The organism is Croceibacterium sp. TMG7-5b_MA50 (assembly GCF_039830145.1).
GTDB lineage: Bacteria > Pseudomonadota > Alphaproteobacteria > Sphingomonadales > Sphingomonadaceae > Croceibacterium.
Window position 1 is genome coordinate 2,568,858 of sequence record NZ_CP156082.1, and the last position, 15,983, is coordinate 2,584,840.

General features: G+C 71.1%; 10 protein-coding genes. 8 read left to right on the forward strand and 2 right to left on the reverse strand.

Going from position 1 to position 15,983, the window contains the following annotated elements:
• The first annotated feature begins 90 nt into the window (after window positions 1–90).
• The 7 genes from V5740_RS12055 (at window position 91) to V5740_RS12085 (ending at window position 11,927) form a co-directional block, all read left to right on the forward strand.
• Complete coding sequence (locus V5740_RS12055) at window positions 91–978, forward strand: N-acetylmuramic acid 6-phosphate etherase (RefSeq protein ID WP_347302722.1); 888 nt, start codon at window positions 91–93, stop codon at window positions 976–978.
• Window positions 975–2,423 (forward strand): permease, encoded by a 1,449-nt coding sequence (locus tag V5740_RS12060; protein WP_347302723.1) that lies wholly within the window; start codon window positions 975–977, stop codon window positions 2,421–2,423. Before V5740_RS12055 ends, V5740_RS12060 begins: the two co-directional genes overlap by 4 nt.
• Window positions 2,420–3,445, forward strand: coding sequence for a serine hydrolase (locus V5740_RS12065; protein WP_347302724.1), 1,026 nt, complete (start codon window positions 2,420–2,422; stop codon window positions 3,443–3,445). The genes V5740_RS12060 and V5740_RS12065 overlap by 4 nt, the downstream gene beginning before the upstream one ends.
• A 55-nt stretch (window positions 3,446–3,500) precedes the next feature.
• Window positions 3,501–5,546 (forward strand): prolyl oligopeptidase family serine peptidase, encoded by a 2,046-nt coding sequence (locus tag V5740_RS12070; protein WP_347302725.1) that lies wholly within the window; start codon window positions 3,501–3,503, stop codon window positions 5,544–5,546.
• Window positions 5,543–7,381, forward strand: coding sequence for an amidohydrolase family protein (locus V5740_RS12075; protein ID WP_347302726.1), 1,839 nt, complete (start codon window positions 5,543–5,545; stop codon window positions 7,379–7,381). The genes V5740_RS12070 and V5740_RS12075 overlap by 4 nt, the downstream gene beginning before the upstream one ends.
• On the forward strand, window positions 7,381–8,802 hold the full coding sequence (gene dacB, locus V5740_RS12080; RefSeq protein WP_347302727.1) for a D-alanyl-D-alanine carboxypeptidase/D-alanyl-D-alanine-endopeptidase: 1,422 nt from the start codon (window positions 7,381–7,383) through the stop codon (window positions 8,800–8,802). The genes V5740_RS12075 and dacB overlap by 1 nt, the downstream gene beginning before the upstream one ends.
• A gap of 275 nt (window positions 8,803–9,077) precedes the next feature.
• On the forward strand, window positions 9,078–11,927 hold the full coding sequence (locus V5740_RS12085; RefSeq protein ID WP_347302728.1) for a TonB-dependent receptor: 2,850 nt from the start codon (window positions 9,078–9,080) through the stop codon (window positions 11,925–11,927).
• Here the strand turns inward: V5740_RS12085 and V5740_RS12090 are convergent.
• Complete coding sequence (locus V5740_RS12090) at window positions 11,924–13,252, reverse strand: dicarboxylate/amino acid:cation symporter (protein ID WP_347302729.1); 1,329 nt, start codon at window positions 13,250–13,252, stop codon at window positions 11,924–11,926. The two genes, V5740_RS12085 and V5740_RS12090, sit on opposite strands and share 4 nt — an antisense overlap.
• Window positions 13,253–13,337: 85 nt before the next feature.
• Entirely contained in the window at window positions 13,338–14,930 is a 1,593-nt protein-coding gene (locus tag V5740_RS12095) for an amidohydrolase family protein (protein ID WP_347304519.1), read from the reverse strand.
• 112 nt (window positions 14,931–15,042) lie between these two features.
• Here V5740_RS12095 and V5740_RS12100 point away from each other — a divergent pair, with 112 nt between their 5' ends.
• Entirely contained in the window at window positions 15,043–15,927 is an 885-nt protein-coding gene (locus tag V5740_RS12100) for a LysR family transcriptional regulator (protein ID WP_347302730.1), read from the forward strand.
• Window positions 15,928–15,983: the final 56 nt, after the last annotated feature.

A 15,983-nucleotide genomic window follows, 5' to 3' on the forward strand; every position in this document is an offset into this window, starting at 1 on the left:
AATGTCAGCGGAGCCCGCAGATGGCCCATGCCCTGCATCTATGGTGCAGGCGGTGGCGTGCGCGGGTGGCTGCGATACACAGGAGGCGCGATGAACACCGAAGCGTGCGACCCCCGCTACCGCGAGCTGGAACAATGGCCGACCGCGCAGGCGATTGCCGCCATGTGGGAAGGGCAATTGGCGGCCGTGGCCGCGATCGGCCCGGCCGTGCCCGCGATCGCGGCGGCGGCGGAAGATGCCGCCATGCGGCTGGGCCGCCACGATGCGGGCCGGCTGGTCTATGCGGGCGCGGGCACATCCGCCCGGCTGGCGGTGCTCGACGGGACGGAGCTGGGCCCGACCTTCAGCTGGCCGGCGGCGCGGGTGGCATACCTGCCGGCGGGCGGCATGGCGGCGGTGACGCAGGCGGTCGAGGGGGCGGAGGACGACGTGGCGGCGGCGGGCGCGGCGGTGGCGGCGGCGCGGATCGGCCCCGTCGACGTGGTGGTTGCGGTCGCCGCCAGCGGCCGCACGCCGTTCACCTGCGCCATTGTGCAGGCCGCGCGGGCGATGGGCGCGCTGACGATCGCCATCGCCAACAGCCCCGACACTCCGCTGCTGGCCGGTGCCGACCACCCGCTGTGCGCCCCTACCGGGGCGGAGGTGCTGGCCGGATCGACCCGGATGAAGGCGGGCACCGCGCAGAAGGCGGTGCTGAACCTGCTGTCCACCGCCATCATGCTGCGGCTGGGGCGGGTCCATCGCGGGCGGATGGTCGCGCTGCGCGTCGCCAATGCCAAGCTGGCGGCGCGCGCCTTGCGGCTGGTGCAGGATCTCGCCGGGCTGGACGCGCGGGAGGCGGAGCGGGCGCTGGCTCTGGCCGATGGCGACGTGCGCCTGGCGCTGCTGGTCGCCCGCGGCCTCGACCCTGATGGCGCCCGCGCGGCGCTGGCGGAGGCGGAGGGCGACGTGGGCCGCGTCCTGCGGACCGGCGCATGACCACGCTGCCGCGCCGGGTGCTGGCGCTGTACCTGCTGCTGGGCTTTTCCGCCGGGCTGCCGTTCTACATGTTCAATGCCGTGCTGCTGCTGCGCCTGTCGCGGCACGGGGTGGATATCGTGACGATCGGCTTCTTCGCCTGGATCGCGCTGCTGCCGACCTTCAAGTTCGCCTGGGCCCCGCTGCTGGAACGCTGGGGCGTGCCGGGCTTCGACGCGTTCTGGGGCCGGCGGCGCGGCTGGATCATGCTGGCGCAGCTGGGCATCACGGCCAGCATGGTGGCGATGGCCTTCACCGCAGACGATAGCAGCCTGCCGCTGACCGCCCTGTTCGCCACGCTGCTGGCGTTCTGGACCACCACGCTGGAGGTCGCCGCCGATGGCTGGCGGATCGAACTGGCCCCCACGGCGGAAGGCCAGGGACCGCTCGTCGCCGCGAATCTGTGGGGATACCGCAGCGCCATGGTCGCGGCGGGCAGCGGCGCGGTGCTGGTGGCGGCTTGGGCCGACTGGACCGCCGCCTATCTGGTGATCGCCGTGGCGGCCTTTGTGCCCTTCCCCGTGCTGGCCGCGATGCGAGGGGAGCCGGATGCGCCGATCGGTCGGCTGCCGGCGCTGATCGGCGGGTTGCTGGCGAGCGCGGCGATCCTGCTGGCGAGTGCCGCCGTCGCCGCGCTGACAGGCGCGGGGCTGCTGCGCGCCGCCACTGCCGCCGGGATCGGCGCGGGCAGCAATATCACGCCGGTCGTGCTGGCGGTGTGCCTGCTGCCCTTCGTGGCGCTGGCGCTCGCCCTGCCGCGCATCCGCCGCCTGCCGCGCGATGCGGACGAACGGATGAACGGCTGGATCGCCCCCTATGTGGAGCTGTTCTGGCGGCACGGCTACCGCGTGCTGGTGCTGCTCGCCTTCGTGTCGGTGTATCGCATGGGGGACGTGCTGGCGCTGACCCTGTCGCACCCCTTGTGGAACGATCGCGGTTACTCGCTGGCGCAGATCGGCGTGGCCGATGGCGTGGTGTCGCTGCTCGCCAGCATGGCCGGCGTCGCGCTGGGCGGCTGGGCGGCGGCGCGGTTGCGGCTGGGCCTGGCGCTGCTGCTGGGCGCGATCGTGGCGGGCTTGGCGAATTTCGGCTTCGTCTGGCAGACATGGCAGCCGCCCGCCGGCTGGGTGCTGTATCTGGTGGCGGCGGCGGACCAGTTCGGCAACGGCATGGCCGGCGCGGTGTTCGTGGTGTTCCTGTCGCTGCAGGTCAGCGCGAAGTACCCGGCGGCGCAATACGCCTTCCTGTCGGGTTTCGCCTTCCTGCTGCCGCGCCTGCTGGCGGGCGCATCGGGCGCGATCAGCCAGAGCATCGGCTATGACGGGTTCTTCGCGCTGGCGGGCGGTGTCACGCTGGCGGCGGTCCTGTTCCTGCCGTTCCTCCATACCGGTAGGCAGGTCGAATGATGGAGCAGGTGGTGGAGGCCGGCTTCGCCCCGGCGGCGGCGCGGGTGGCGGCAGGCCGCATTCCCGGCGCGGTGCTGGGGGTGGTGACGGCGGATGGCGCGAAGGCGGTTCGGCTGGCTGGCATGGCCGCGCTGGAGCCGGTGCCGGAGGTCCTGACCCGCGATCACTGGTTCGATCTCGCCAGCGTCAGCAAGGTGATCGCCACGACCACGATGGTGCTGCACCTGGCGGAGCAATGGCAGCTCGACCTCGACCGCCCGCTGACCGACGCCATTCCCGATCTGCGGCAATATGACGTGGCGAACGCGGCGGAGCGCCGGCTGACCTTCCGCGATTGCCTGGCGCACCGCACGCATCTGCCCGCGGTGGAGCCGATCTACACCTATGGCGATGATCCCGCACGGCTGCGCGCCTTCGTGCTGCAGCGCGAATGGCGTGCCGGTCCGGCGGTCTATTCCGACATCAACTTCATCCTGCTGGGCATCGCGGTGGAGCGGATCACCGGCGCGCCCCTGAGCGACTGGCCGCTGGGGGCGGGTCTGCAATACGGCCCCGTCACGGCACCCGCCGTCGCCACCGAACATTGCCATTGGCGCGGGCGGGTGATGCGGGGCGAGGTGCATGACGAGAACGCCTGGGCGCTGGGCGGCGCGCCGGGCCATGCCGGGCTGTTCGGCACGGTGGACGGTGTGCTGGACTGGGCGGCGGCGCTGCTGCGCGGGGAGGTGCTGGGACCGGAAGGGCAGGCGGCGATCCGCACGCCCGTCCACGGTGATCGAACCTGCGGCTGGGAACGCGCCTTTTCCGGCTGGCACGGCGGCGAGGCGTGCAGTGCGGAGACGATCGGCCATACCGGCTTCACCGGCACCGGCCTGTGGATCGACTGGCAGCGCGGCCTCGCCTGGACGCTGCTGACCAACCGCGTGCACCCCACGCGCCATGCCGACAGCGGCATCTTCGACCTCAGGCCTGCCGTGGGTGACGCGGTGGTGCGGGCGTTTGACCAGCCGTTGGGGGCATAGCCCGATGGCATGGCGCGCTTGCACCGGGCGTCCCTCGCCCTAGTCTGCGGCGCCGATGCGTTCCTTCCTGCTGCTCCTCGCCGCCGTGCTGCTGTCGCCGGCCCACGCCCTTGCGCAGAGTTCCGCTGAAGCCGCCGCCACCGATCTGCTGGCCCGGCACATGGCCGCGCCGTTTGCCGGCGGTCTGGTCGGCGCGGACGACGCGCCGGTCTTCGCCTGGGTGGAGAACCGGGGCGGCGCGCGCAACGTGCTGGTGGCGACACCCGGGCAGGCGGCGCGCGCGGTGACCGCCTATACCGGGGACGAGGGGATCGAGATTTCGGGCGTGGCGCTCAGTCCCGATGGCCGGCGCGTCGCCTTCGTGCGCGGGGGCGATGCGGAATGGCCGGGGCGCAGCGCGCCCAATACCGGCCTGTTGCCGATCGCGCCGCGCCCCACCGTCTGGCTGGTGCCGGCCGCCGGGGGCGATCCGGTGCGGCTGGGCGAGGGCCATGCACCCGTGTTCAGCGCCGATGGCCGACAGGTGGCGTGGGCCAGCGGCGGGACGGCGTGGCTGCATGATGGCGCGGAGGCACGACGGATCGCGCAACTGCCAGGCAGCGTGGACGACCTGTCCTTCAGCCCCGACGGAACCCGCCTGCTGCTGCGCGATGTCCGTGGCGGGCACGCGCTGGTCGGCGTGCTGCCGCTGGATGCCGGCTCGCTGAACGGGGGGCCGCTGGTCTATGCGACGGCGGCGCTGGCGTACCAGGGTGATCCGGTGTGGTCGCCCGATGGCCGGCACTTCGCCTTTATCCAGTTCCGTGAGCCACCCGGCGACGATCCGAGCGCGGCCGGCTGGTGGTCCGTCCGCGTCGCCGATGCCGCCACCGGCGCGGTGCGGACCGTCTGGTCGGCGGCGGGCGGCGAAGGCGCGCGGTTCTACGGCACGCGCGGGCAGAACCTGTACTGGACCGCGAATGGCACGCTGCTATTCTCGTCGGAGGCGAGCGGCTTCCTGCATGTGCTGGCGGTACCGGCGGCGGGCGGGACGGCGCGAGACCTGACGCCTGATGCCGGCGAGGTGGAGCATTTCCTGCCCGCCGCCGACGCCCTGATCTATAGCGCGGGCGGTGGCGATCCCGACGGGCGGCAGGTGTGGCGCGTGCCGCTGACGGGCGGCACGGCACGGCGAATGACCCCGCCGGAGCAGCTCGCCTTCATGCCCGTGGCGGGCGGCGACACGCTGGCAGCCCTGGCCGCCGACTGGGACAGCCCGGTCCATCCCGTGCTGGTGGAGGGCATGGCGCCGCTTTCCGCCGCGTTGGACCTGCCGGCCATGGTGGAGCCGGAGATCGTCACCTACGAGGCGGCCGATGGCGTCGCCGTCCATGCGCAATTGTTCCGCGCGGCAGGCGAGGGACAGCGCCCGGCGCTGGTGTTCGTGCATGGCGGTCCGCGGCGGCAGATGCTGCCGGGCTTCCACCCGTATTACTATTACCACAACGCCTACCTGATGAACCAGGCGCTGGCCCGTGCCGGGTACCACGTCCTGTCGGTCAATTATCGCAGCGGCACCAATTATGGCCGCGCTTTCCGGGAGGCGCCGGAGACCGGGCGCGGCGGCGCAGCCGAGTACCGCGACGTGCTGGCCGGTGGGCGCTGGCTGGGGGCGCAGGGCTTCGTCGACCCCGACAGGATCGGCATCTGGGGCGGCAGCTGGGGCGGGTACCTGACCGCGCTGGCCCTGGCGCGCGACAGCGACCTGTTCGCCGCCGGGGTGGACCTGCACGGCGTCCACACCCTGCTGCGTCCCGCGCCGACCGATGTCGCGCCGGCAGAGGCGGAGCGGGCGCGGCAATTGCAGTGGGACAGTTCGCCGATGGCGGCGCTCGACCGCTGGCGCTCCCCCGTGCTGCTGGTCCATGGCGATGACGATGCCAACGTGCCGTTCAGCCAGTCGCTGCTGCTGGCGCGCGAGCTGCACGCGCGCGGCGTGCCGTTCGAGGAGCTGGCCTGGCCGAACGAGCGGCACGACTTCTTCCGCAACGATCACTGGCTGGCGACCTATCGCGCCAGCATCGACTTCCTGGACCGGCATCTGAAAGGGCCCGCACGGTGAGGCTGCTGGCCGCCCTGCTGCTGCTGATGCCGGTGCCAGCGCTGGCACAGACGGTGCTGATCCGCGATGCGCGCGTGTTCGACGGGACCGGTACGCCCGCCTACCCGGCGGATGTGCTGGTGCAGGATGGGCGGATCGCGGCGGTCGGCCCGGACCTCGACCGGCCCCGCGGAGCCGTGCTGGTGCGGGCGCGGGGCATGACGCTGATCCCCGGCCTGCACGATCTGCACACCCACCTGCGCGCCAGCGGGCATGGCGGGCCGGAGGATATGGGCAAGGCGTGGCTCGCCCATCTGCTGAACGGCGTCACCACGGTGAACGATTATTCCGTCAGCGGGGAGATGATCGGCCCCATCCGCGCGCTGACCGCCCGGTCGGGCGCGAACGGGCAGATGTGGGCGCCGCACCTGAACCTGGCGGTGCGCACCGGCGTGCCGGGCGGGCATGGCACGGAATATGGCTGGGGCGACGCCTTCACGCTGAAGGCCGCGACCGCGCGCGCCGCGCACCGGGCGATGGAACGCGCGCTGCCCTACAAGCCCGACGTCATCAAGGCGTTCACCGATGGCTGGCGCTATGGCCGGGGCAATGACCTCAACGACATGAATGTGGAGACATTGGCGGCGATGGTCGCCGATGCCCATGCGGCGGGCGTGCCGGTGGTGACGCATACCGTCACCTATGGCGGGGCCATGGATGTGGCGCGCGCCGGGGCCGATGCGGTGGTGCATGGCGTGGCGGACGTGCCGGTGGACGACGCGCTGATCGACGCCTTCCGGCAGCACGGCACCGCCTATGTCGCCACGCTGGCAGTGTACGAGCCGCAGGCGGTGCGGCGGTTCGATCCTGCCGAGTGGGCGGGCCTGCCACCGGCCGCAAGGGCGCGGGAGGAACGCGCCCGCCGCGCGGCGCAGCCGGCGGCGGGGGTCATCTCCGCTGCCAATGCCCATCGCTGGCAGGTGCTGGGCGCCAACATGGCCGCGATCCGCGCCGCCGGCATTCCGGCGGGGATCGGCACCGATGCCGGGATCGGCGGGGTCTATCACGGCCAGTCCGCCGTGCGCGAGGTGGCCCTGCTGGTTGAACGCGGCGGCTATTCCGCAGGCGAGGCGCTGGTCGCCGCCACCGCCACCAGCGCCGCGATCATGGGCCAGGCGGACGGGCACGGCACCATCGCGCCGGGCATGCGCGCGGACCTGGTGCTGGTGGATGGCCGGCCCGATCAGGACATCGCCGACCTGTGGCACACGAAGCGCGTGTGGCTGTCCGGCAGGGAGGTGCCGCTGACGCGGTTGCGCCGGCAGCTGGAGGACACGGCCATGACGCCCATGCCGGTCGTCGCCATGACCGGCCCGATCTGGACGCAGGCGCGCAGCGACGGCCGCACCGATCTCGGCACGCTGCCGGTCGATGCCAGCGAGGCGGGCGCGGATCACAGCCGCATCGCGCTGCACCAGCCCGGCACCGATGGGGCGGACGGCGTGTTCATGATGGCGCAGTTCGGCGCCGCGCCACAGCCTTACGCGCAGGCGGTGGTGCCGCTGACGCCGGGCGCGGTGGCGCTGGCCGATGCGAGCGGGTTCGCCGGCATCGCCTTCACCGCCAGCGGCGCGGGCGAGTATCGGCTGCTGCTGGAAACCTATGGCGCGAATGGCGGCGACTGGCCGGCGGCCACGTTCACCGCGGGGGCGCAGGCGGCGGAGGTGCGGCTGCCGTTCAGCGCCTTCGCCAAGGCGCCCGACCTCGACGCGCTGCGGGCGTTGCGCTTCCAGTTGAACGGGCAGCCGGGCGGGACCGCGTGGCTGGAGCTGGACGATCTGAGATTCTACCGCTGATGCGCCGGTTGCTGCTGGTCGCCGCGTTGCTGCCGCTGCCGGCGCTGGCGCAGGCACCCCTGACGCAGGAGGTGGCGGCGATCCTGGGGGAGGCGCCCGCCGGCACCCGCTTTGGCCTGCTGGTGGAGACGCAGGCGGGGGAGGAGATCGTGGCGGTGTCGCCCGATAACCGGTTCGTGCCGGCATCCAACACCAAGCTGTTCACCACGCTGGGCGCCTATCCCGTGCTGGCGGAGCTGCAGGCGGCGGCGCGGGGCACGGCGGTGCGGCTGGTGCCCGCCGGCGACGGCATGGTGGACGTGGTGCTGGTGGGCCATGGCGATCCAGCGCTGTCCAGTGCGCCCGGTTGCACCGTGCAATGCCTCACCACCCTGGCCGATGCGGTGGCCGGGGAGATGGACGGCGCAACGCGGCGAGTGCGCCATGTGGTGGGTGACGACAGCTGGTACCCGGACGAGCGGTGGCCTTCCGGCATGAGCTGGAACAATATCCCCAGCCGTTCCGGCACCGCGACCAGCGCGCTGACGCTGGACGACAACGAGGCGTTGCTGACCATCACACCCGGCGCGGCGGGCGAGGCGGCGACCGTCGAGGGCAGCGGGTACTACACGATCGACAACCGCGTGCGGACGGTGCCGGGCAGCGCGGAGGCGGTGGCGTTCGAGCGCCTGCCGTTCGACCGGGTGTTGCGGCTGAGCGGTACGATCGGTGCCGAAAGCGGCCCGGTCACGCTGCGCGGCGGGATCGACGATCCGGCGCATCATGCCGCCTGGCACCTCGCCCGCCTGCTGCGCCAGCGCGGCGTGGCGATCGCGGGGGAGGTGCAGGCGCGGCACCTGCCGGCGGAGGCGGCGGACGCGCAGGCGCCGGAAGAAGCATCGCTGCTGGAACTGCCGGCATCCCCCGTGACGGAGGATGTGGTGGTCATCAACAAGGTCAGCCAAAACCTCCATGCCGAATTGCTGCTGCGTCGGCTGGGCCGGCTGGCGGCCAGCGGGTCGGTGGCGGACGGGCAGGCTGCGCTGCATGCCACACTGGACGAGCCAGCTAAGGGTGCCGGCTGGTACCTGGCCGACGGGTCCGGCATGTCGAACTACAACCGGGTCACGCCGCGCGCCGTCGTGGCGCTGCTGCACTGGGCGGGGGCGCAGCCCTGGGGGGAGGCGTGGCGGGCCAGCCTGCCGGTCGCGGGGCAGGACGGCACCTTGCGCAGCCGCTTCGCCGCAACGCCGCTGGCCGGGCGGCTGTGGGCCAAGACCGGATCGCTGAACGCCGCGCGCGCGCTCAGTGGCACGATGCAGGCGGCGAGTGGGCGGGTGCTGGTGTTCTCAGCCTTCGCCAACGACATGCCGCCAGGCGGCGACGCGGCGGCGACCGCCGTGCTGGACCGCGCGCTGCTGGCGATCGCCGCCGCGAACTGACCGTTCCGCTCCTGCGTATCATAGCGGGGGGTTATGGCATGGCCCGCCGCTCGCCCGAGCGACGTTGAACTTTATGCGCAGGGTTTATGGCTCATCCCGCCATCACGCCCGGCGGTTCTATTGACGGACCCCGCCTGCCCTGTAACTTTCCGGTAACGAAGCGGGGCATCCGGCGGCGATCCGGGGCAGGTCGGGCCGCTTTCGCGCAAGAAATCGGACCGCCCGCCATGCGCATCATCAGGGAGATGCCCGGCGGGACAACAGGGGACTTACCAATGTCTGCACGCCATCGCGCATCCACCGGCCGCCTCGATCGCCGTCGTCTCGCCACAAGCGGCGCGCTGCTGGCGCTGGCGATCGGGCTGGTCCAGCCGGCAGCGGCGCAGCAGACCACGACCGACAGTGCCGCGCCCAGCGAGCCGATCGTCGTCACCGGTTCGCGCATCGTCAACAGCGGGGCGGAGGCGCCGACACCGCTGACCGTGCTGTCGGCGGAGGATATCCAGAACCAGTCCCCCACCAACAACATCGCCGACTTCGTGAACCAGATTCCGGCGCTGGCCGGCAGCACCCGCCCGGCGAACAGCCGCCTCGCCATCTCTAGCGGGCTTGCCGGCATCAACGCGCTGAACCTGCGCGCGCTGGGGGAGATCCGTACGCTGGTGCTGCTGGACGGTCGCCGCTCGGTCGGCAGCACGGTGACCGGCCTGGTCGATGTGAACACCTTCCCGCAGCAATTGGTGGAGCGGGTGGAGGTCGTCACCGGTGGCGCGTCCGCCGCCTATGGCTCCGACGCGGTGGCAGGTGTCGTCAACTTCGTGCTCGACAAGGATTTCACCGGACTGCGCGCCAGCGTGGACAGCGGCATGACGACGCGCGGCGACGGGCAGAACTATTCGCTGCAGGTATCAGCGGGCGTGCCGTTCGCGGACGGGCGCGGGCATCTGCTGCTGAGCGGCGAATATGCCCATCGCGACGGCATCTTCAGCGTGAACCCGCGCGATCGCGAGTGGAACTTCGGCGGGCCGCGCTACGTGGTGAACCCGGCCTATGCCGCGGGCAACGCCCAGCCCTATTTCCTGCTGGAGGGGCCCGCCGGCACCAACAACGCGCTGCCCGGCGGCATCATCAACGCGCAGGTGGGCGGCACCCCCAACAGCCTGCGCGGCGTCTATTTCGGCGGTAACGGCGTGGTCGGCCGCTACAATTACGGCACGCAATACGGCACCACCACGGTCGGCGGCGACTGGGCGCTGGCCGACAATGGCCAGAATATCGGCATCGATGCCGATGATGACCGGCGCAACATCTTCGGCCGGCTGTCGTTCGAGGTGGCGCCATGGGCGACGGTGTTCGCCGAAGCGTCGTATAACTGGCAGGAATCGCTGTTCAACGCCGGCCCGCAGCTGATGACGACACGGACGCTCAGCGGCAGCAACGCCTATCTGCAGCAGGCGCTGGGCGCCGCCGCGCTGGCGGGCGTCACCAGCGTGACGCTGGGCACCACCGCACTCGACCTGCCGTACCGCAAGAATAACAACCGGCGCGAAGTGCAGCGTTACGCCATCGGGGCGGAGGGGACGTTCGGCGCCTTCGGCAACGATGCGGTCTGGGACATCTACGCCCAATATGGCGAGACCGACGCGCACGAGCAGTTGCGCGACATCATGAACACCGCTGCCATGAACCTGGCGGTGGATGCGGTCGCCGGGCCGGGCGGCACGATCGTGTGCCGTTCCACCCTGACCAACCCGGGGAATGGCTGCCAGCCGCTGAACCTGCTGGGTGTCGGCGTCGCCAGCCAAGGCGCGATCGACTACGTGCTGGGCGATCCGTACCGTGACCAGGAACTGAAGCAGACGGTGGTGGGCGCGAACCTGTCCGTCACCCCGTTCGCCACCTGGGCGGGCGATGTCGGCATTGCCGTGGGTGCCGAGTACCGCAAGGAAGAGGTGTCGGGCTTCGTCCCGACGGAGTTCCAGACGGGTTGGTCGGTCGGCAATTTCCTGCCGACCTTCGGCAGCTACAATGTGAAGGAAGCCTATCTGGAGGCGCTGGTGCCCGTAGGTGCCGGCATCGTGCTGAACGGGGCGGTGCGCGCGACGGATTATTCCACCAGCGGATACGTCACCACCTGGAAGGCGGGCGCCGTGTGGGAGCCGATCCCCGATATCCGCCTGCGCGTCACGCAATCGCGCGACATCCGCGCGCCCAACCTCAACGAACTGTTCCAGAGCGGCACCAGCCGTACCAACACGCTGACCGACCCGTTCACCAACCGCACCGGCGTCACCTTCCGGGAGACGACCACCGGCAATCTGGCGCTGGAGCCAGAGAAGGCGGATTCGACCGTCGTGGGTGCGGTGTTGCAGCCGTCCTTCATCCCGGGCCTGTCGCTCAGCGTCGACTGGTTCCAGATCAAGGTGAAGGATTCGATCGGTCAGTTCTTCGCACAGGACATCATCAACCGCTGCTTCGAAGGGTTCACCAGCTTCTGCGCCGGCTATGGCCCGGACCCGACGGGGGAGCGGGAGCTGTTCTTCCGCGCCAGCCCGTTCAACTTCAGCCGGGTGATCACGCGGGGCGTCGATTTCGACCTCGCTTACGCCCTGCCGCTGGACGAGCTGTTCGCTGGCAACGATGCCACGCTGCGCCTGCGGGGCCTTGTCACCCGTTACATCGACAATGTGGTGGATGACGGGATCACCCAGCCGATCGACACGGTGGGGTCGCTGGCGGGCGCGGGCCCGTCCAAGTGGATCTATCGCGCCGCGGTCACCTATGATTCGCCGAGCTGGTCGCTGGCGGGCGTGGTGCGCGGGGTGGGCGACGGCACCTATTCCAACGCCTACATCGCCTGCGATGCGGGCAGTTGCCCTGCCTACACCACTGTGCGGCCGACCGCGGTCAGCAACGATGTGGAGGGTGCGACCTATGTCGACCTGAACTTCACCGCGCGCGTCGCCGACACCAGGCTGGGCGAGGCGGAGGCCTTCGTGCAGTTCACCAATCTGTTCGATGCCGATCCGATCGTCCTGCCCGAAAGCGGGCTGGCGGCCAATTCGACCTATTCGGACCTGCTGGGTCGCAGCTTCCGCGTAGGCGTCCGGATCGAGCTGGACTAGGCCGCCACGGCGGGCTGTGCCGGGGTTCCCTGAGGAATCCCGGCCGGCAGCATGCCGTTGCGCCGCGCGACGATCAGCGGCACCAGCGCCTGCCCCGCGACGTTCACCGCGGTGCGACCCATGTCGAGAATCGGATCGATCGCCAGCAGCAGGCCGACACCTTCCAGCGGCAGGCCCAGCGTGGACAGCGTCAGGCTGAGCATCACCACCGCACCGGTCAGCCCGGCGGTTGCGGCGGAGCCGAGCACGGCGACCAGCACGATCAGCCCGTAATCGACCGGCGCCAGCGCGATGCCGTAGAACTGCGCCACGAAGATCGCCGCCACCGCCGGATAGATCGCGGCACAGCCGTCCATCTTGGTGGTGGAGCCCAACGGCACGGCAAAGGCGGCATAGGCGGCGGGAACGCCCAGACCCTGTTCCGTCACGCTCTGCGTCACGGGCAGCGTGCCGACGGAGGAGCGGGAGACGAAGCCGAGCTGGATCGCCGGCCACGCCGCACGGAAGAAGGCGGTGGGCGAGAGGCCGTTCATGCGCAGCAGCAGCGGGTAGACCACGCCGATCACCAGCGCGAGGCCGAGATAGACCGCCAGCACGAACGAACCGAGCGAGCCCAGCGCATCCCAGCCATAGCGCGCGATCGCATCGCCGATCAGCGCGGCCGTGCCGATCGGCGTCAGCCGGATGACCCAGAACAGCAGCCGGCGGAAGACCGCGAGGGCGGAGGCGTTGAAGGCGAGGAAGCCCTCTCCCGCCGGCCCGACACGCACGGCGGCGGCGCCAATGGCGACGGCGATCACGATCAGTTGCAGCACATTGAAGGACAGGGCGGTCGCCGGCGGGTCCCCTTCGATCAGGGTCGTCGTGGCGGCGAGGCCCAGCGCGTTGGCGGGGACGAGACCCTGCAGGAAGGTCAGCCAGCTGCCGGTGGTGGCAGGCGCCGCGGCGCTGGCCGGATCGACCCCGGCGGTCAGACCGGGTTGCAGCACGAGGCCGAGCGCGATGCCGATGCTGACCGCGATCAGCGCGGTCAGCGCGAACCACAGCAGCGTCTGCACCACCAGCCGCGCGGCGTTAGCGAGATCCTTCAGCGCGGCGATGGACCCGACGATGGCGGTGAACACCAGCGGTGGCACCAGCGCGCGCAGCAATTGCACAAAGATCGCGCCGATCGTGCGCAAGGCTTCGGCCAGCGCGCTGCCATCGCCGGCGGACCGGGCCACGAAGCCGAGGGCGACCCCGACCGCAAGCCCGAGCATGACCTGCACGCCGAAGGACGGCAGCCGCAGCGCGGATTGCCGGGGGGAACCTGAGGTCGGCTGCATCTGTCGCTCCATCGGACCGGGCACCTTGCTACGTCCCGCATCTGCTTTCTCTATCTACTTGGTAGAGAATAGCGTCAAGAGCGGTCTACGGGCAGCCGGCGGGTCGGGGGCGGAGCAGCACGCGGCCGGCGGCCGTGCCGGTCGGGTGGCTGCCGTCCACCGCCAGCACGCCGTTCACGAACAAAGCCGTCACCCCCTTGGCAAGTTCCCGCGGGCGCACATAGTCCGCACGCGGCGCGTATTCGGCCGGATCGAACACCAGCACGTCCGCGAAGAAGCCGGGGCGCAGATAGCCGCGTTCTGCCACCCGGTAGATGTCGGCGACGCGGCCGGTGGACTGGCGGATGAAGGTCGCAAGGTCGATCACCTGCCGCTCCACGACGTAGCGGCGGTACTTTTCCGGATAGGTCGCGAACATGCGCGGGTGGCCGTTGGAGCCGTCCGACGCCGTCACCATCCACGGCTGGCGCATCAGCAGGTCGACATCGTCCTGCCGCATGTTGAACGATGCGACGCTGGTGGCCCGCGGCATCCGCTCGCGCGTGGCGCGTTCGATGATGCGCAGCGCCGCGTCGCGCGGGTCGATACTCCACCTGTCGGCCATCTGCTGCAACGTGCGGCCGGTCCATTCATGGCCCTCGTCCGTCAGCAGCAGCGCCTGCGCCCCGCCGCGCCGCCGCAGGTTCTCCGCCATCTCGGCGCGGATGCGCTGCGCGGTGGCGGGATCGGCCAGCCGGTCGAGCAGGGCGGCATTGCCGCCATCGACCGCCCAGCGCGGCAGCAGCGCGGCATCGAGGCTGCTGCCGCTGGCGAGCCAGGGATACTGGTCGGCGGTCACGTCCTGCCCCGCGGCGCGCGCGGCGTCTATGCGGGCGATAACCTCGCCCGCCTGTCCCTGCACGTCCTGCCCGAGCGCCTTCAAGTGCGCGAAATGGACCGGCAGGCCCGCCTCCCGCCCGATGCGCAGCACTTCCTCCACGGAGGCCATGAGGCCGATCGTATAGCTCGATTCGTCGCGCTGATGCGTGTCGTACAGGCCCCCGCGACGGGCGGCCTCCCGCGCAACGGCGATCACCTCTTCCGTCGTGGCGAAGCTTTGCGGGGCGTAGAACAGCCCGGCGGAAAGGCCCGTCGCGCCTTCGCACATGCCTTTCGCGACGAGGGCCTGCATCTGCCGCAGTTCGGCTGCGTCGGGCGCGCCTGCATCCTGCCCCAGCACCCGTTCGCGCACCGCGCCGAAGCCGACGAACGGCACGACATTGGTGCCGATGCCCGAAGCCTGCAACTGTGCCGCGTCCTGCGCCACGTCGGGCGTACCGCCGCCATCGACGCCGATCATCACGGTCGAAACGCCCTGGTTCAGCCAGGCGGCGTTGACGCGCTGCGCCGGCTCACTCGCCCGCAGGAAGATGTCGGCGTGGGTATGCGGGTCGATGAAGCCGGGCGTGACGATCCGGCCTGCCGCCTCCATCACCCGTTCCGCCGTGCCGGGGAAGTGGGGACCGACATAGGTGATCCGATCGCCCGTAAGTGCGACGTCGCCAGTCATGGGCGCGGCGTCGCTGCCGTCGTACACGGTGCCGCCGCGGATCAGGACGTCCGCCTGCATCGGCGGCGTCGTGCCGGCGCAGGCGGCGAGCGAAAGGGCCAGGGCGAGCAGCGGCAGGCGATGGAGCATGACGGCAGCATCGAACCGTGCCGCGCCGCCGTCCAGCGCCGCTTGCATGAATGGCGTATAGACCGCGTGCATGGCTGCGCTATGCTGCCGTTCGGGAAGGAGGGCCGCCAACATGAACCTGCGTCAGCTGGAGGTATTCCACGCGGTGTACCAGCATGGTTCGGTCAGCGCGGCGGCGCGCGCACTGGGCGTGTCGCAACCCTCCGTCACCAAGGTGCTGGCCCATGCGGAACGGGCCGCCGGGCTGACCCTGTTCGACCGGACGCGCGGCCGGCTGGTGCCGACGGAGGATGCGCGCACTCTGTTCAACGAGTTTGCCGACATCCAAGACCGGGTCCGGTCCTTGCGGCAGGCGTGCCAGACCATGCGGCAGGGGCGCGGCAATCTGCTGCGGGTGGCGGCGCTGCCGTCGCTGGGGCTGCACGCGATCCCCGATGCGGTGGCGCGCTTCATCGCCACGCGCGACGACGTGCTGTGCGACCTGCAGACGCTGCACCATGACGAGATGATCCGCCGGTTGTACGAACGCGCAACCGATATCGCCATCAGCTTCGACGTGCCGCCCGGTGCCCCCGTGGCGCATCGCGTGATCGGGGAGGGGGAGCTGGTGGTGCTGTTCCGCCCGGCCGACTGGCCTGACGCGCCAGCGCGCCTGCACCTGGCGGACCTTGCCGGCCGACGCTTCATCAGCCCGGTGCAGAGCGGCCCAGTCGGGCGGATGCTGGAAGGCGAGCTGCGCCGGCAGGACGTGGTGCTGGAGGAGGTGGTGTCCGCCCGCACATACTACATCGCGGCGGCGCTGGTGCAGGCGGGCGTGGGCATGGCGATCGTGGACAATTTCACCGCCGGCTTCTGGCACAATGCGGGGCTTGCCAGCCGGCCGCTGCAACCGGCGATCACCTTTGACATCAATGCCGTGTCGCTGGCCGACCGGCCGCCGGGCGTGCTGGCGGCTGCGTTCCTGGACGTGCTGGCGGGCGTGCTGGAGGAACTATAACCTGCTGTCATGGGGGTGCGTGGGCGCGCGGAGCGGAGCGCGTTAGGGTGGCGCCC